13 protein-coding genes and 2 pseudogenes are annotated in these 15,973 nt (G+C 70.0%); 9 read left to right on the top strand and 6 right to left on the bottom strand.

What is annotated here, in order from left to right; all coding sequences use genetic code 11:
• Positions 1 to 153 precede the first annotated feature (153 nt).
• The 4 genes from ACIBCU_RS37085 to ACIBCU_RS37070 all read left to right on the top strand — a co-directional run bounded on the left by ACIBCU_RS37085 (position 154) and on the right by ACIBCU_RS37070 (position 5,285).
• Positions 154 to 1,524: an extracellular solute-binding protein gene (locus ACIBCU_RS37085; RefSeq protein ID WP_399236959.1), complete on the top strand. Its 1,371-nt coding sequence runs from the start codon at positions 154 to 156 to the stop codon at positions 1,522 to 1,524.
• 22 nt (positions 1,525 to 1,546) lie between these two features.
• Entirely contained in the window at positions 1,547 to 2,479 is a 933-nt protein-coding gene (locus tag ACIBCU_RS37080) for a sugar ABC transporter permease (protein WP_362929977.1), read from the top strand.
• A gap of 3 nt (positions 2,480 to 2,482) precedes the next feature.
• Entirely contained in the window at positions 2,483 to 3,382 is a 900-nt protein-coding gene (locus ACIBCU_RS37075) for a carbohydrate ABC transporter permease (protein WP_399236956.1), read from the top strand.
• A 79-nt stretch (positions 3,383 to 3,461) separates the two neighbouring features.
• Positions 3,462 to 5,285 carry a glycoside hydrolase family 2 protein gene (locus tag ACIBCU_RS37070; RefSeq protein ID WP_399236955.1) on the top strand — a complete coding sequence of 608 codons (1,824 nt, stop codon included), beginning with the start codon at positions 3,462 to 3,464 and terminating at the stop codon, positions 5,283 to 5,285.
• A 75-nt stretch (positions 5,286 to 5,360) separates the two neighbouring features.
• Here ACIBCU_RS37070 and ACIBCU_RS37065 read toward each other — a convergent pair whose 3' ends face one another.
• Positions 5,361 to 6,629, bottom strand: coding sequence for a ricin-type beta-trefoil lectin domain protein (locus tag ACIBCU_RS37065; RefSeq protein ID WP_399236953.1), 1,269 nt, complete (start codon positions 6,627 to 6,629; stop codon positions 5,361 to 5,363).
• Positions 6,630 to 7,007: 378 nt separating this feature from the next.
• Here ACIBCU_RS37065 and ACIBCU_RS37060 point away from each other — a divergent pair, with 378 nt between their 5' ends.
• On the top strand, positions 7,008 to 7,664 hold the full coding sequence (locus tag ACIBCU_RS37060; protein WP_399236951.1) for a hypothetical protein: 657 nt from the start codon (positions 7,008 to 7,010) through the stop codon (positions 7,662 to 7,664).
• Positions 7,665 to 7,736: 72 nt separating this feature from the next.
• On the opposite strand, the pseudogene ACIBCU_RS37055 reads toward ACIBCU_RS37060, so the two are convergent.
• Both ACIBCU_RS37055 and ACIBCU_RS37050 read right to left on the bottom strand, forming a co-directional pair.
• Positions 7,737 to 9,480: pseudogene (locus tag ACIBCU_RS37055) on the bottom strand (family 16 glycoside hydrolase).
• A 239-nt stretch (positions 9,481 to 9,719) separates the two neighbouring features.
• Positions 9,720 to 9,875: a hypothetical protein gene (locus tag ACIBCU_RS37050; RefSeq protein ID WP_399236949.1), complete on the bottom strand. Its 156-nt coding sequence runs from the start codon at positions 9,873 to 9,875 to the stop codon at positions 9,720 to 9,722.
• Between the two features lie 251 nt (positions 9,876 to 10,126).
• Between ACIBCU_RS37050 and ACIBCU_RS37045 the strand changes: the two genes are divergently transcribed.
• The gene (locus tag ACIBCU_RS37045) at positions 10,127 to 10,597 is read left to right on the top strand and encodes a PPOX class F420-dependent oxidoreductase (RefSeq protein ID WP_362929965.1); all 471 of its coding nucleotides are present in this window, start codon (positions 10,127 to 10,129) and stop codon (positions 10,595 to 10,597) included.
• Positions 10,598 to 10,667: 70 nt separating this feature from the next.
• Here ACIBCU_RS37045 and ACIBCU_RS37040 read toward each other — a convergent pair.
• Together ACIBCU_RS37040 and map are read right to left on the bottom strand one after the other, a co-directional pair.
• A pseudogene (locus tag ACIBCU_RS37040) lies at positions 10,668 to 11,249 on the bottom strand (LacI family DNA-binding transcriptional regulator); the annotation flags it as partial.
• A gap of 104 nt (positions 11,250 to 11,353) precedes the next feature.
• Positions 11,354 to 12,136: a type I methionyl aminopeptidase gene (map, locus tag ACIBCU_RS37035; RefSeq protein ID WP_362929963.1), complete on the bottom strand. Its 783-nt coding sequence runs from the start codon at positions 12,134 to 12,136 to the stop codon at positions 11,354 to 11,356.
• Between the two features lie 363 nt (positions 12,137 to 12,499).
• Here map and ACIBCU_RS37030 point away from each other — a divergent pair, with 363 nt between their 5' ends.
• Positions 12,500 to 12,940 carry a carbohydrate-binding domain-containing protein gene (locus tag ACIBCU_RS37030; protein WP_399236946.1) on the top strand — a complete coding sequence of 147 codons (441 nt, stop codon included), beginning with the start codon at positions 12,500 to 12,502 and terminating at the stop codon, positions 12,938 to 12,940.
• A gap of 109 nt (positions 12,941 to 13,049) precedes the next feature.
• Here the strand turns inward: ACIBCU_RS37030 and ACIBCU_RS37025 are convergent, their stop codons facing one another.
• Positions 13,050 to 13,985: a LysR family transcriptional regulator gene (locus ACIBCU_RS37025; RefSeq protein WP_362929961.1), complete on the bottom strand. Its 936-nt coding sequence runs from the start codon at positions 13,983 to 13,985 to the stop codon at positions 13,050 to 13,052.
• A gap of 132 nt (positions 13,986 to 14,117) precedes the next feature.
• Here ACIBCU_RS37025 and ACIBCU_RS37020 point away from each other — a divergent pair, with 132 nt between their 5' ends.
• Positions 14,118 to 15,371, top strand: coding sequence for an MFS transporter (locus ACIBCU_RS37020; RefSeq protein ID WP_399236943.1), 1,254 nt, complete (start codon positions 14,118 to 14,120; stop codon positions 15,369 to 15,371).
• A 61-nt stretch (positions 15,372 to 15,432) separates the two neighbouring features.
• The gene (locus ACIBCU_RS37015; RefSeq protein WP_399236941.1) at positions 15,433 to 15,798 is read left to right on the top strand and encodes a DUF2089 domain-containing protein; all 366 of its coding nucleotides are present in this window, start codon (positions 15,433 to 15,435) and stop codon (positions 15,796 to 15,798) included.
• Positions 15,799 to 15,973: the final 175 nt, after the last annotated feature.

Raw genomic sequence — 15,973 nt, 5'->3', positions numbered from 1 at the left:
GAACTCTTTACAGCCAATGTACATCGATGTAAAAACATGTGACCGCACCGTTTCAGCCAGTGCGGCCCCCACCTGTCGTGTGCGGTGGACCCGCCCGCACAGGCGGGTCCACCGCCGATCCGGCATGAGCGTCCGGCCGTCGAAAGGTCCGCGATGAGTTTTTCGTCCTCCGCCCACGAGGCGTCGGCCGTGCCCGGCTCCGGCCCGGCACCCGGGATCGGCCGTCGCCGGTTCCTGCGTCACGGAACAGCCGGGGCGGGCGCGCTGCTCGCCATGGGCCCACTGGCCGGGTGCTCCTCACCGGCCTCCGCCTCCGATGCCTCGGCGCTGAGCGTCTGGGACCTGTTCCAGGGCGGTGACGGCATGCTGATGAACGACATGATCAAGGCCGTCTCCCAGGGTCCCGAGGGCTTCCAAATCGACCGCACGATCCTCGACTGGGGGCCGTCGTACTACACGAAGCTCGCCGTGTCCGCCGCGGGCGGACGCGCCTCCGACGTGGCGGTCCTGCACCTGTCCCGGCTGGCCGGTTACGCGCCCGGCGGCCTGCTGGACCCCTTCGACCTCGATCTGCTGGCCGAGTTCGGCGTCACCGAGAAGGACTTCACACCGGCGGTCTGGTCCCGTACGAAGCATCAGGGGCGTGTCTACGCCATCCCCCTGGACGTCCACCCGTTCATCGTCTTCTACGACCGGAAGGCCGCGGGCGAGGCCGGTCTCCTCGACCCCAAGGGCGAACTCGCCCCCATGGGTTCACCGAAGGCGCTCCTGGAGGCGGGCAAGGCCCTGGCCGACGTCACGGGGCAATCCGGCATCCTCTTCGGCCATGTCACCGACACCGCACAGAGCTGGCGGCAGTTCGCCGCGCTCTACGCGCAGACCGGGGCGGCCTTCACCCTGCCGGACGGCGGCCCGGCCGAGATCGACACCGACGCGGCGGTACAGGTCGTGTCGTTCATGCAGCAGCTCTTCGACGGTAAGACGAATCCCAACAACCTGGACTACAACGGCGCGCTGGCCGGTTTCCTGGGCGGTCGCGGAGGCATGGCCATGCTCGGGGAGTGGGAGCTGCCGACGCTCCAGAAGTCCGAGATCCCGCTCGGAGCCGCGCCCTTCCCGCAGGTGTTCGGCCGGCCCGCCGTCTACACCGACTCCCACAGCTTCGTCCTGCCGCACCAGAGCAGCCCGGACCCGGCCCGCCGCAGGGAAGCGCACCGCTACGTGGCGCAGATACTCAAGCAGAGCCTGACCTGGGCGAGCGCGGGTCACATCCCGGCGTACCAGCCGGTGCTCGCCGAGCCGGAGTACGCGGCGCTGAAGCCGCAGTCCTCGTACGCCGACGCCGGGGAGGTGGCGGTCCTCGATCCGCCGAACTGGTTCGCCGGGGCGGCATCGAACTTCCAGAACCGCATGTGCCAGCCCCTCCAGTCGGCGTTGCTCGGCAACACCTCCGCCGAGAAGGCGGTGCGGCAGATGGTCCGTGAGGCGAACACGCTGCTGCGGCAGCCCAATCCGGTGGCCTGACCGAGCAGAAGGAGTTACCGACGTGACCACCACCACGCCCGTCGCCGCCCCCGCGCCCACCGGCGGACGGCCCCTCCCCCCGCCTCCCCGTCGCGGCTCCCGCCGGCGCGGCCCGGGCCTGCTCTTCGTCCTGCCCTTCGCGGTCCCCTTCGTGCTCTTCCTGGTGTGGCCCGTGGTCCAGGGCGTCTGGATGAGTTTCACCGACAGTTCCCTCGCGCTGCGCGACACATCGTTCGTCGGATTCGACAACTACGCCGAGGCCTTCGGCGATCCGGACGTCTGGAGCAGTCTCGGCAACACGGTCCTCTTCACCGCCCTCTCCAGCATCCCCCTGGTGCTGGTCGCCCTGGTCATGGCGCTCCTGGTGCACAGCGGGCTGGCCGGCCAGTGGGTGTGGCGGCTGTCCTTCTTCGTGCCGTACCTGCTGCCGGTGACCGTCGTGACCCTCATCTGGACCTGGCTCTACCAGCCGGACATCGGCCTCGGCAACGAACTGCTCAGGACGCTCGGCTTCGAACCGGTCGGCTGGCTGTCCGACGAGGCCGTCGCGATGTGGTCGGTGGCCGCTCTCACGGTGTGGTGGACGGTCGGCTTCAACTTCCTGCTCTACCTCGCCGCTCTGCAGTCCCTGCCGACGACGTACGACGAGGCCGCCGCGCTCGACGGCGCCGGCGCATGGCGCCGCCTGTGGTCCGTCACCCTCCCCCAGCTGCGCAGGACCACCGTCCTGGTCTCGATGCTCCAGATCCTCGCGTCGCTGAAGGTGTTCGACCAGATCTACATCCTCACCAAGGGCGGCCCCAACGGCTCGACCCGCCCCATCCTCGAGTACGTCTACGACGTCGGGTTCACCGGTTACCGGCTGGGCTACGCCTCCGCGGTCTCCTACGTCTTCTTCGCCCTCGTGATCGTCGTCTCGCTCGCGCAGCTCCGTCTCTTCCGCCAGGAGGACTGACCCATGTCCACCACCGCAACCACCGTGCGGACCCGGCGCCGCCCACCCAGGGACTCGGCCGGATCCCCTCTGCTCCTCGGCCACGGCCGGCTGCCGCGCGTCCTGGCCGGGACCGCGCTCACCGTGCTGGCGGCCGTCTGGCTGCTGCCGTTCCTCTGGGCGGTGGCCACCTCTCTCCAGAGTGAGCAGGACGTGTCCAAGCCGGGGCTGTCCCCGTTCAAGGGCGCCTTCACCCTGTCCGCCTACGAGCAGATCCTCGAACGCGGCAACGTGGTCCTCTGGGCGGCGAACAGTTTCCTGGTGGCCGGACTGGTCACCCTGATCACCGTCGCGATCTCCACCCTGGCCGCCTACGGCTTCTCGCGCGGGACGTTCCGCGGCCGCCGTGGGCTGATGGCCGTGACCGTCGCAGCCGTCATGGTCCCGCCGCAACTGCTCGTCGTGCCCCTGTTCGAGCAGATGATGATGTTCAACCTGGTGGACACCTACGCGGCGATGATCCTGCCCCAGGTCGTTGCGCCCATGATGGTGTTCATCCTGAAGCGGTTCTTCGACGGCATACCCCGGGAGCTGGAGGACGCGGCCCGGCTCGACGGCGCGTCCGAGGTGCGCGTCTTCCGGTCGGTCGTGCTGCCGCTCTCCCGGCCGATCGTGGCGGCCGTCTCCATCTTCGTGTTCATCGGTGCGTGGAACAACTTCCTGTGGCCGTTCATCGTCATCAACGATCCCGACCTGATGACGCTCCCGGTGGGGCTGGCCACCGTCAAGGACGCCTTCGGGATCCAGTACGCCCAGGCCATGGCATCGGCCCTGCTGGCGGCGCTGCCGCTGGTCGTGGTGTTCCTGCTCTTCCAGCGCCGCATCGTCAGCTCGGTCGCCACCACCGGGCTCGGCGGATCCTGATCCGCCCCGCACTCCCCTTCCTCCGCACCACCCCGGGGCCGGCGGTCCGCCGCCGGCCCGACGACTCACTGGAGCATGTGTGCCCACTCACTCCGTACCCCGCCCGGAGTACCCGCGACCGCAGTTCGTCCGTCGCGACTGGCTCAACCTGAACGGCCTCTGGCAGTTCGAGACCGACAGAGGCGACAGCGGTCTCGAGCGTGGTCTCCTCACCCGTGAGCTGGACGGGGAGATCCTCCTCCCCTTCCCGCCGGAGTCCGAGCTGTCAGGGATCGGCTACACCGACTTCCTGGAGGCCGTCTGGTACCGACGGGTTCTCTCGCTGCCGGCCGCGTGGGCGGGACGCCGGGTTTTGCTGCACTTCGGAGCCGTCGACCACGACACGACCGTCTGGGCGAACGGCACCGAGGTCGCACGTCATCGCGGCGGCTTCACCCCGTTCTCCGCCGATCTCGGCGACATCGCCGGTTCCGGGGAGGACGTGGTCGTCACCGTCCGGGCCCGCGACCCCCGCTCGGGCCCGCAGGCCCGTGGCAAACAAGCGATCAAGTACGCCAACCACGACTGCAACTACACGCGTGTGACCGGCATCTGGCAGACCGTCTGGCTGGAGCCCGTCCATGAGGTGCATCTGAGGCGTCCGCGCATCACCCCGGACCTGGCCGGTTCCGCTTTCCACCTGGAGCTCCCGCTGTCCGGCAACGTGCCGGGCCACCACGTGCGGGCCGTCCTGAGTGACGGGGACGGAGAGGTGTGCCGGGCCGAGGCACGCGCCGACCTCGACCTCGCGCCCCGCCTCCACCTCCCGGTCCCGGAGGAGCGGCGGCGCGAATGGGGTCCGGACGACCCGCACCTGTACTGCCTCCGGCTCGAACTCACCGACGAGCGGGGCGAGGTGCTCGACTCGGTGGAGAGTTACGCCGGGCTGCGCGCCGTCGGCGTACGGGGCAAGGCGGTCACTCTCAACGGGCGCCCGCTCTTCCAGCGGCTCGTCCTCGACCAGGGCTGGTATCCGGACGGGCTGATGACCGCGCCGACCGACGAGGCGCTGGTCCGCGACATCGAGCTCGCGATGGACGCGGGCTTCAACGGGGCCCGGCTCCACCAGAAGGTCTTCGAGGAGCGCTTCCTCTACCACGCGGACCGCCTCGGTTATCTGGTCTGGGGCGAGTTCGGCGACTGGGGCTGCGAGACAGGCGGTTCGTCGGGGAACAACCAGCAGCCCGACGCCTCCTACGTCAGCCAGTGGCTGGAGGCCGTGGAACGCGACTACTCGCACCCCTCGATCGTCGGCTGGTGCCCGCTCAACGAGACGTACCAGAAGCTGCACGACCGCATCACCGGGCTCGACGACGTCACCCGGGCCATGTTCCTCGCCACCAAGGCGCTGGACACCACCCGTCCCGTGATCGACGCGTCCGGCTACGCCCACCGGGTCGCGGAGACCGACATCTACGACGCCCACAACTACGAGCAGGATCCGGAGACCTTCCGGCAGCTCATGGCCGGTCTGGCCAAGGGCGCGCCGTTCGTCAACGCCTACGAGAACGGGGCCGCCTACTCCCAGCCCTACCGGGGGCAGCCGTACTTCGTCAGTGAGTTCGGCGGCATCTGGTGGAACCCCGAGGCCGCGGCCGAGCTGTCCGGCGAGGACCGCACCGTCTCCTGGGGTTACGGCGAGCGGGTGCGCAACGAGGAGGAGTTCCACGAGCGCTTCAGCGGCCTCACCGGCGTGCTGCTGCAGGACCCCGCGATGTTCGGCTACTGCTACACACAGCTGACCGACGTCTTCCAGGAGGAGAACGGCGTCTACCGCTTCGACCGCTCCGCCAAACTCGACGTGGAGCGCATCCGGGCAGCCCAGTCCCGTCCCGCGGCCATCGAGGAGCCGGGCGGCCACTGACGCACGGGGACCGGTGCTCTCGCGGCGGTGCGCGCCGCGAGGGCACCGGTCACAGCTCCGGCGAGGGCCCCGTGGTCAGCGGGTCACCGTCCACTTCTGTGCGGGGACACCTGTGCAGGTCGCGATCTGCAGCCGGGTTCCGTTGGCGGTGTTCGCACCGCTCACGTCGAGGCACTTGTCCGCCTGCGGATTCACGATGTCCCTGGCCGCCGGTGTCGCCCACTGCTGTGCCGCCGAGCCGTTGCAGTCGTACAACTGCACCGGCGTACCGTCCGCCGTGCCCCCTGACGTCACGTCCAGGCACTTGCCCAACGCACGGATCGTGCCGTCGGCACCGACGGTCCACCGCTGCGCCGCCGTGCCGTTGCAGTCGTACAACTGCACCGCCGTGCCGTTCGCCGTCGCACCGCCCGCCACGTCCGCACACTTCCCGGCGAGACCGGTGATGGGCCCGCCGCCGCCCGGCTGACCGCTGTCGGAGCTGACACGGACGTAGTCGACGACGAGTTGCTGCGGGAAGGTGGTGCTGCCGTCCGGGTCGCCCGGCCAGTAGCCGCCGACGGCGAGGTTGAGGATCACGAAGAACGGCTTGTCGAAGACCCACTGCTTCCCGCCGAGGTCGGCGGGGGTGCGCCGCTGATACACGGCCCCGTCCACGGACCAGGTGATCGCGTTCGGGCTCCAGTCGACGGCGAAGGTGTGGAACGCGTCGGCGAACACCTGTCCGCCGGGGAGGGTGTAGCCCGCCCCGATACCGCCGCTGCCGGAGTAGCCGGGGCCGTGCAGGGTGCCGTGGACGGTGGACGGTTCGAAGCCGACGTTCTCCATGACGTCGATCTCACCGCTGTTGGGCCAGCCGACGCTGCCGATGTCGGCGCCCAGCATCCAGAACGCGGGCCAGATGCCCTGCCCGCGCGGGATCTTCATCCGGGACTCCACCCGGCCGTACGTGGTGGTGAACTTGCCCGCGGTGTTCAGTCGTGCGGAGGTGTACTCGCACCGCCCGTACCAGCACTGGTAGTTGCCGGGGTTTTCCTTGCGCGCGGTGATGACGAGGTTGCCCCGGCCGTCGAGTGCGGCGTTGCTGCTGCCGGCCGTGTAGTACTGCCGCTCGTGGTTGTTGACGTTGTCGCCGGTCTCGATCTGCCATTTGCCACCGTTGACGGCGGATCCGGCGGGTCCGTCGAAGTCGTCGGAGAACGTGACAGCGGCCGGTGCGGCCGCGACGGCGGGGGCGGGCTCCGGCGTGGGCGCGCCGTGCGCCGGCCCGGTGGCCAGCGAGGCGAGACCGAGCACCATGGCGAGGGACACGACCAGACGCCGGGACGAACGTGGGGAACGCATGCCTTCTCCCTTCGGGGAGCGTGAGGGGACTGACGGGCACATGTCAGATCCGCGCGAGTCGGGCAGGCACCACATCGAGCATTCCCCATACGCCCCTCGCCGAGCAGGAGGAGAGGACGCAGAGGCACTTACTTCACTACTTGATTTAAGGAAGGGACGCCGAGCGTGTCAAGAGGTTGGTATAGACCGGAGCTGTGCACCCCTCCGGCACCGCACGGCAGCCCCCCGCAGACCGCCCGGCCGAACTAGGGTGAGGCACCGGACCTGGACGACGAGGGGGACACGATCAACACCGCCGAAACGGGCCGGCGCCCGCTGGACTCCGCCGGCGTCACGAACGCGAAGAACACTCTCGTCGAGCTTCTCGGGCGCGCGGGAGTGGTCCGGGACGAGGCGGAGGAACTGATCGCGCTCGTGGAGGCCGGCGCGATCGCGGACGCACACAGGGAGGCTGGCGAGGCCGGGATCGCCCCGCCCGGGAACGGGGAGCCGTACGGGATCGGCTGGCGCGACGGCGCCCGGGCCGTCGGTGACGGGCTCCTCCGGGTGGCGGATCGCGCCCTCGACCGCGCGATCGGCCCGGCGGCGTCCGGTTCGGCGGAGGGCGGCCCACGGGGCCGTCACCCCGTCGGGAAGGTGGACGTGGAGCGCGCGAAGGTGGCCGTGATGCCGCTCTATCTCGCGTTCAGTGACATCTCGGATCTCGATCCCGAGGTGTCGGACGAGGTCCTCACCGCGGCTCTCGGCACGATGAGCGTCGTGGGACGGGTCGCGTACGCCGGGCTGCTGGAGCATTTCACCGAGTCCCACGGGGAGCGCCTGAGCCGGCTGTACGCGCGGTACGGGCCGCGCAGCCGCATCGCGGTCCACGGCCGCTACTCGCTCCTCCATTCCCCCGCCAGCATCGCCGTGCTCGAACGCCTCACCGGTGCACCAGCGGCGCTGCGGGCGGAATGGGAGGACGCGGAACTGCCCCCGGCCTGGCTGGAAGGACTCGCCTCCGCATGGCAGGCGTCGGAGGTCCCTCCGGGGTGACATCCCCTCCCCGGGCCCGAGGGCGCGGGGCACCTGCTGTCCGCAGGCGCCCCGCGTCCTCGGCGCCGAGCCTCAGCTCAGCGGTTCGACTCGGATGTCACGGAACCGCACCGTGTTCCCGTGGTCCTGGAGACGGACCGCCCCGGCCGATGGGCCCTCCGGTGCACCCGCACCGGTCGGTCCGTCGATCGCGACGTCGTCGTGGACCTTCCTGCCGTTCCACACCACCGTCACCCGGGCGTCGGCGGTCTTCTGACCGCTGTCGTCGAAGCGCGCCGCCCGGAACGTGATGTCGTACGTCTGCCAGGTCTCCGGGGCGGTGGCCGCGTTGACGTCCGGCGCCCTCTTCTCGTAGATCGCCCCGGCCTCGTTCGTGGCGGGGGTGGTGTCGCCGTACGAGTCGAGGATCTGGAGCTCGTAGCGGTCCTGGAGATAGATGCCGCTGTTGCCCCGGTCCTGGCCGGTCACGTCGTCCGGCAGCAGCGGTACCCGGAACTCCAGGTGCAGCTTGAAGTCCTGGTAGGCGTCCTTGGTACGGATGTCACCGCAGCACACCTCCATCGACCGCTCGGCGGCCAGGGGCCATTCGACGCGCCGTCCGTCCGTGTGCTGCCACTGCGCCTGGGAGGCGGTGGTCCCGTCGAAGAGGGCGACGGGAGTGCCGTGAGGGCGCACGGTGATCAGGTCGAGGTTGACATGACCGGTGTCACCTGGGTCGAAGCGGTACGAGACGGTGTTCGGCCCCGCGTGCAGGCGTATCCGCTCGGTCTGCGTCGACCACGCGTCCCAGGTGCCGGTGGAGGCGAGTTTCGTCTGTTTCAGCTTCTTCCCGTTGACGTAGAGGGAGAGGGACTTGGTGCCCTGGAAGGGGTTGGGGCCGTTGGAGTAGCGCAGGTTCACGTCGTAGTCGCCGACCTCGGGGGCTGTCACGTCGAAGGTCGTGGCGGCCTGGTCCTCGGTGTCGTAGCGGTCGACGAAGCCGCTGCCCGAGTAGCCGGTGTGGTCGGTGTGGATGCCTGCCGTGCCGGTGAGCCGTGCCTCCTCGGCCTCGTACAGCGTGGCCGGCGGCGGCTGCTTCCCCGGCAGGACGTTGAGCGTGTACCAGGCCTCCGTGCTCCACAGGGTCTCGCCGGACTCGGAGGCGAAGGGGCGCGGTGAGCGGAGGTGTACGACGCGGTCGGGCTTGAGTCCGTCGAGACGCAGCCGCACGGTGCGGCTGTCCTCGGAGAGGGTCGCCGAGCTCACCGCGAGCTCCTCCTCGGCGATCTTCGGACCGCCGTAGTCGGACCCCGGCGTCGGTGCTCAGGGACTCGCTCGGAATGACGCCGAAGTCGTCCGCGCCCGGCGGCTTCCACGCGAGGGTCAGCTGCTGCTCGCCCCCGCGCTCGAAGTAGTCGACACGGAACGGGTGTGAACCCGCGGCGAGTTGGACGGATCCGTCCTTGGGCTCGGCACCGTGCAGACCGTCGTGGTCGATGACCTCCCGGTCGTCGACGGTCAGCCGGGAACCGTCGTCGCTGTTGAGCCGGAAGGAGTACGTCCCGTCGGCCGGGACGACCAGATAGCCGGACGCCTCCGCCACGAAGTTGTCGGCGTAGCCGCCGAAGTCGTCGGCCGTGGACCAGTCCACGGTGGGCATCAGCTTGTCGTGGTTGGGCGTCTGGCCCGGCTTGAGCGTGCACAGCTTGCTGAGTGGCACCTGGGTGTCGAAGACGCGCAGGGTGACGCCGGGTTCCTGGGGCGGGATGTCGTCGGGCACGGCGGCGGCCGGGTGGCCGGCCCAGACGCCTCCCGCGAGAAAGGCGCCGACGAGCAGGGTGGTGAGCCGTCTTCGGGTACGTGACAACAGCCGTGGATGCATCGGTCCTCCAGCAGGGGGTGGCACTCCGGTCGGGCTGTACTGATCCGCGCATTAGCACCACGCCTACGGTGGCGCCGCCACGCTAGGGGACTTCTGCCGGGGAAGTCCATACTTTGTCATCTGCGAGTTCAAAGTTCGGCTCACGCCCCAGACGACCTCGGAGAAGCAGTCACTGACGACGCGTCAAGGTCTGTTCACAGGGGCCGCCATGACGTTCTGGCCTGCGTACGGGACAGCCTCGTGGCCCCTGCCGCGGCCAGCAGGCAGAAGCCGAGCACCCACCAGAAGGTGTCGGCGAACGCCGAGGAGATGTCCTGGCCACGGGCGGAGAGCCGGCTCTGGAGGACCACGTCGAGATCCCGCCGAGGGTCACCCGCAGCAGACCGGCCCCGACCATGGCGGTTCGCACCACCTCGGTCTCCCGGATGCCGATCGGGTAGCCCACCTTCTCGGCATGGAGGCCCGCACGGTCACGCCCATTGATCTTGGGCGTTCGATGAGTTCGTCGCACCGGCCGGGACGCGGGGGTTCGCCCTCGCGTCCTTCCACGGCGGCCCGGTGTGGGAACCGTCCTGCCGATCGTGGTTGGTAGCCTCGAAGGATGACTGCGATCTTCGACGAAGCCGTCCGTGCCCGGCTGCAGGCTCCCCACATCTGGTACGTCGGCACCGTGTTCGCCGACGGCGCGCCGCAGGTCAGCCCGATGTGGGTGGACCTGGAGGGCGAGGGCGAGCTGACGTTCAACACCTCGGTGGGCCGGGTGAAGGAGGAGAACCTTCGCCGCGACCCGCGCGTCTACCTCTCCCACGCGGACGCCGCCGATCCCTTCGACCGCGTACAGATCAGCGGGCAGGTGGCCCGCTTCATCGAGGGCGAGGAGGCGCACACGCGGATGGACCGGCTGGCACAGAAGTACCTGGGCAGCGAGCGGTTCGAGTGGCTCATGCCCCAGGAGCAGCGGGTCGCCGTTATCGTGCGCCCGCTCAAGGTGCGGCACATCGTCGGGGTCGAGCGGTTCCGGCCCGGCGGCCCGGTCCCTGAACAGCCCCTGGAGGGAAGCCCGTACGCCTGACCCATGGACAAGCCGCACAGTCGAGGCCGTGGCCCGGGCCGGGTCACGGGCCCGGCCGTGCGGCGACGGCTTACCGGGGTGCCCGCGCGGTGGATCCCCGGGGAGTGAGCGACGGGGTCGGGCCCTGGAGGGATCCCGTATGCGTGCCCTCGATGAGCGAGAAGAGGGTCCGGGCGACCTCCGCGCCGAAGTGGTGCACATCGTGGCTCATGGCCGACAGGGTGGGATGCGTGATCCGGCACAGCTGGGAGTCGTCCCATGCGAGCAGAGAGACGTCGTCCGGCACCACGAAGCCCATCTCCGCCGCGACTCCGGCGCCCGCGACCGCCATGATGTCGTTGTCGTAGATGATCGCGGTGGGGCGGTCGGCCGACAGCAGCAAGGACCGGGTCGCCCGTGCGCCTTCTCTTTCGTCGAGGCCGGTCGCCGTCTGCCGCCCCTCCTCCAGCCCGAGCTCACGCACGGTCTCGGCGAAGGCCTTGGCCCTGACGGCACTGTGTCCGAACCCGACCGGGCCCCCTACCCGTGCGAGGCGCCGGTGTCCCAGCGCGGCCAGATAGCGGACCGCCTCGGCGGTCGCCGTCGCGTCGTCCGTCCAGACCGCGGGAAAGGATCCGGTGAGTGACGGATGTCCGACGGCGACCGCGGGCACTGACCGGACGTGGACCCGGGGCCGCAGGGTAGGCGCGAGTGGGCGGTCCGCTTCAATGCTGTACGCGCTCACCACAAGGGAGCAGGAGCGCTGGGGCTTCGGCCTTACGGCTGCGACGGCTTCGCCGACGTGAGGATCTCGGCTCCGTCCTCGGTGATGGCGATCGTGTGTTCGGTGTGTGCTGTCCGGCAGCCCGTGGCGCTTCGGAGCGTCCACCCGTCGGCGTCGGTGACGAGTTCGGCGGTGTCCGCCATGACCCACGGCTCCAGTGCCAGCAGCAGCCCGGGGCGCAGTTTGTATCCCCGGCCGGGCCGTCCGGTGTTCGCGACGTGCGGGTCCTGGTGCATCGTCGACCCGATGCCATGCCCTCCGAATTCGGTGTTGATCGGATATCCGGCCTGGCCGAGGACCGTGCCGATGGCGTGGGAGATGTCGCCGATACGAGCTCCGGGTCCGGCGGCGGCGATCCCTGCAGCCAGCGCGCGTTCGGTCGCCCTGATCATCGCGATGCTCTCCGAGGGCTGCGCATTGCCCACGACGAAGCTGATGGCGGCGTCTGCAGCGATCCCGCGCTTGGAGACGGCGAGGTCAAGTGTGAGCAGATCACCGTCGGCGAGGGTGTAGTTGTGGGGCCGCCCGTGGAGCACGGCATCGTTGACGGCCGTGCAGATGTAGTGGCCGAACGGACCTCGCCCGAAGGACGGCGCGTAGTCGACGTAGCAGGATTGCGCTCCCGCCTCGGCGATCATGGCCTTGGCCCACCGGTCGATGTCCAGGAGATTCGTGCCGACGGTGCTCCGGCCCTTCAGCGTCTGCAGGATGTCTGCGACCAGGGCGCCTGTGTCTTTCGCCCGGGCCAGCAGGGCGGGGTTCAGGATCTCGATCATGTGCCACTTTCCTCACGGAACCAACAACTATACCGGTCAAACTATACCGGTATTAGAATCGGGGTCGTGGTCGGCCTGCCGCTCGGTCCCGCAGAGGTCGCACACCGCCGGCGCCCTGGCACCATCCCGCGTCGGGCCCGGGGAGAACGCTCGACGCTCGAGATTGCGCTCGGCGGCCTCTCCCTCGACGCGATGCGGGCCGAGCTCAGCCCCCAGCCGGTCCGACAGGGGCGTCGGACCGCGGACGCTGATCACTGCGCATGTGAGCAGCTGACCGCGTAAGGTCCCGCCCCACAGCCGCGTCGGGGAGCCGAGGCGGGCACGGAATCCACATGTACGGGGTCTACGAACACGGCCGCCGAGGTGCAGGACTATCTGAACTACTTCGTGAACAACCAGCTCCCCATCGTCGTGGGCGAGTTCGGCGACCAGCACAGTGACGGCAATCCGGACGAGGACGCCATCATGGCGACCGCACAGTCCCTGAGAGCGGGTTACATGGGCTGGTCCTGGAGCGGCAACGGCAGCGGAGTCGAGTACCTCGACATGGTCGACGGCTTCGACGCCGGCTCGCTCACCACCTGGGGTACCCGCTTCCTCACCGGCACCAACGGCATCTCCACCACGTCGAAGCCCGCGACCGTCTACGGCGTCAGCGGTGGAAACTCCGGCTCCACCGCCCCCAACGGCTACCCGCACTGCGCGAGCAGCTCCTCCGACCCCGACCCCGACCCCGACGGCGACGGCTGGGGCTGGGAGAACAGCCGCTCCTGCGTGGTCAAGGGCGGCTCGGCGGACGCCTGACGGCCCGTCCCCGTCGAGGCACTCGCCGAGCGAGCGCCCTCCCGCCCGCACCCCGGGCGGGGGGGGCACGCCGGCGGTCGGGCACCTCGGCCTCACCACACGGCGGCGTTCAGCGGGGAAGCACCCAGTCCGGCGCCCAGGTCCCGGCGGCACCGTGGCCGGTCGCGCCGGCGGCGAGGTGGGCTCGGAGGGTGGCCAGCGCCGGGTGGGGGTTGTCGCGGTGCCAGAGGAGTGAGTGCGGATATACGGGCGTCGGGCCGGTCACCGGGATGCGGCGCAGGCCGTGGCCGGCGGGCCAGACGAGGCGCGTCCGCCCTCCCATGAAGGTGGCCAGGCCCGGTGTGTCGGCGACGGTGTCCAGGAGGGCGTCGGAGCCGAAGTTGGGGCCGGTCGCCTCGATGGTGAGGCCGAACTCGGCGACGAGGTCGTCGTAGTACGCGGCCCACTCCGTACCGGGCACGATGCCGGGCATCCAGATACGGTGCCCGGCGAGCTGGGCGACGGTCACCGATCGGGCGCCTGCCAGCGCGTGGGCGGGTCCCGTGAGAAGTTCGAGCGGCTCGTCGAGCACCCGGACGGACTCGATGTCCTCCGGGAGGGGCCGGCCGGGCACGGCGACGGCTCGGAAGGACGCGTCGATCGCACCGGACCGGATGGCAGCTACGGCCGTCTCGATTTCGAACAGCATCACCACGTCGAGGTCGATCTCGGGGTGCGCCCGGTGGAAGTCGCGCATCAGGCCCGAAACCGCACCACGTGAGTTGATCACGTCGACGCGGAGCGGACGGCTGCCGGCGTGCACGGACGCGACGGCGCGCTCGGCGACGCGCAGCAGCTCGCGGGCATGGGGCAGGAACGCCTGCCCGTCGATGGTGAGCCCGGCTCCGCGCGCGGTGCGGGTGAACAGTCGTACGCCAAGGGTTCGCTCCAGCGCGGCGATGCGCTTGGAGACGGCCTGCTGGGTGACCGCCAGCTCGGTGGCGGCCTCCTGGAACTGCCCCGCGTCGGCGGCGACGACGAAGGTCCGGACGGCGTCTAGGTCCATGTCCGACACCCTACGGCCACAACTGTTGGTTGTGGCTTTCGGCCCTGCGGTTGTTTGACCCCCGGTCACAGGGCTCGCTTTGATGACACCGATCGCGGATCGGTTGTACGGGGGAAGGGCGAGGGGCCGGGCATGGAGAGCGGGCACCGGCTGGGTCGGCGGTTCGGGTGGTTCTGGGGAGCGTACGCAACCAGCGCGCTCGGCACGTGGCTCGCCTTCGGCGCGTTCCCGCTGATCGCCGTCCAGGTGCTGCACGCCGGATCGGCCGAGGTCGCGGCACTGTCCTCCGTGGGGGCCGCGGTGGGCGCGGCGGTCGCGGTGCCGCTCGGCCCGTGGGTCGAGTTCCGCCGCAAGCGGCCGGTGCTGATCACGATGGATCTGGTCCGGTTCGCGGCGCTGCTGACGGTCCCCGCCGCGTTCGCGCTCGGCGCGCTCACCTTCGTTCAGCTCCTGCTGGTCACGGTGGTCGTCTCGGCAGGGGACATCACCTTCCGCGCCGCCTCCGGGGCGTACCTGAAGACGCTGCTGCCGCCCGAGGACCTACTGATCGCCAACGCCCGGTTCGAGTCCACGAACTGGACGACCACGATCATCGGACCGCCGCTGGGCGGCGCGTTGATCGGGCTTTTCGGTCCCGTGGCCACGCTGGTGGCCGACGCGGTCAGCTACCTGCTCTCGGCCCTGGGCATCCGCGCGACGGGTGGGCACGAGCCGCTGCCGGGACAACGGGAGTCTGCCCGTATGCGGGCCGGGGACCTGCTCGACGGCTGGCGGTACATCCTTGCCGACGCGACGCTGCGTGCCCTGTTCTTCAACACCGCCTTGTTCAACGGCCTGGTGATGGCCACCCAGCCGCTGCTCGCCGTTCTCATGCTCGGCCGGCTCGGGTTCGCACCGTGGCAGTACGGCCTCGCGTTCGCCGCTCCCGCGGTCGGCGGGCTGCTCGGTTCACGACTGGCCCGGCCGCTGGCCACGCGGTTCGGGCAGCATCAGGTCCTGGTCGTGGCAGGGACCCTGCGCGCGGTCTGGCCCGTCGGCCTGGCCTTCCTGGGGCCGGGCACCGGCGGGCTGCTGCTGGTCATAGGAGTCGAGCTCGGGCTCATCTTCTGCTGCGCCGTCTTCAACCCCGTCCACGCCACCTGCCGCCTGGAGCGCACCGCCACCGACCGGGTCACCCGCACCCTGTCCGCCTGGGCGGTGACGACCAGGACGTCGGCCGCGCTCCTGACGGCCCTCTGGGGAGTACTGGGCAGCCTGCTCGGCCCTCGTACGGCCATCGGCCTGGCCGGCGTCCTCGTGCTGGCGACCCCGTTACTGCTCCCCCGCCGGGGATCCCGATCCATAACCTCGAAGTCGGAATCAGAAAACTCGATATTTCTGCGTTGACACCTTAGAAATCTCAAGCTGCAAATGAAGAGCGAGAGTCGCCGGGAGTGAAGGGCCGAGGGTGGACCGGCAGGAACTGACGGACCTGACGCGTGGACAGCCGTTCGTGGTCGAGCGGGTCCGCCTCACGGACAGCGGCGTCGCTGTCGAGGGGCAGTTCGAGCCGCCGCAGCTTGCCCAGCCCGGCATCGACGACCAGGTGTTCGTCGCAGCGTTCGTACGGTCGCACGGTTCGATCAAGGAGATGGAGCGGATCTTCGGGGTGAGTTACCCGACGATCAAGTCCCGGCTGAAGCGGATCGCCGAACACCTCGACTTCGTCGACACCGACCCGGCGCCCACCGGCGCCGCCGACGTCGTCGACCGGCTCCGACGCGGGGAGATCAGCACCCAGGAGGCGATTGCCGAGCTGGAGAAGCCCCGGTGATCCCGCAGTTGGTGACGGTACGCCGTCGCCCTCCTGACGGCCGATGGCGGCGGCTGTACATCCCGGTCCTGCCGGCCCTGCTGGTGCTGTCCCCGCTGCTGCTCGCCGTGGTGGCCGGGCTGGTCGCCTGCCGCGCCACCGGCGTGAGCCCGGGAGGCGCGCTGCGCGGGGCAGG

Origin of the sequence: Streptomyces sp. NPDC051064, from assembly GCF_044455985.1 — a bacterium.
Lineage (GTDB): Bacteria > Actinomycetota > Actinomycetes > Streptomycetales > Streptomycetaceae > Streptomyces.
This window is presented reverse-complemented; position numbering and strand designations above follow the sequence as displayed.

Coding starts and splice junctions, on each gene's coding strand:
- ACIBCU_RS37065 (WP_399236953.1), bottom strand. CDS start 6,629: ATGCGTTCCCCACGTTCGTCCCGGCGTCTGGTCGTGTCCCTCGCCATG.
- ACIBCU_RS37075 (WP_399236956.1), top strand. CDS start 2,483: ATGTCCACCACCGCAACCACCGTGCGGACCCGGCGCCGCCCACCCAGG.
- ACIBCU_RS37045 (WP_362929965.1), top strand. CDS start 10,127: ATGACTGCGATCTTCGACGAAGCCGTCCGTGCCCGGCTGCAGGCTCCC.
- ACIBCU_RS37025 (WP_362929961.1), bottom strand. CDS start 13,985: ATGGACCTAGACGCCGTCCGGACCTTCGTCGTCGCCGCCGACGCGGGG.
- ACIBCU_RS37085 (WP_399236959.1), top strand. CDS start 154: ATGAGTTTTTCGTCCTCCGCCCACGAGGCGTCGGCCGTGCCCGGCTCC.
- ACIBCU_RS37020 (WP_399236943.1), top strand. CDS start 14,118: ATGGAGAGCGGGCACCGGCTGGGTCGGCGGTTCGGGTGGTTCTGGGGA.
- map (WP_362929963.1), bottom strand. CDS start 12,136: ATGATCGAGATCCTGAACCCCGCCCTGCTGGCCCGGGCGAAAGACACA.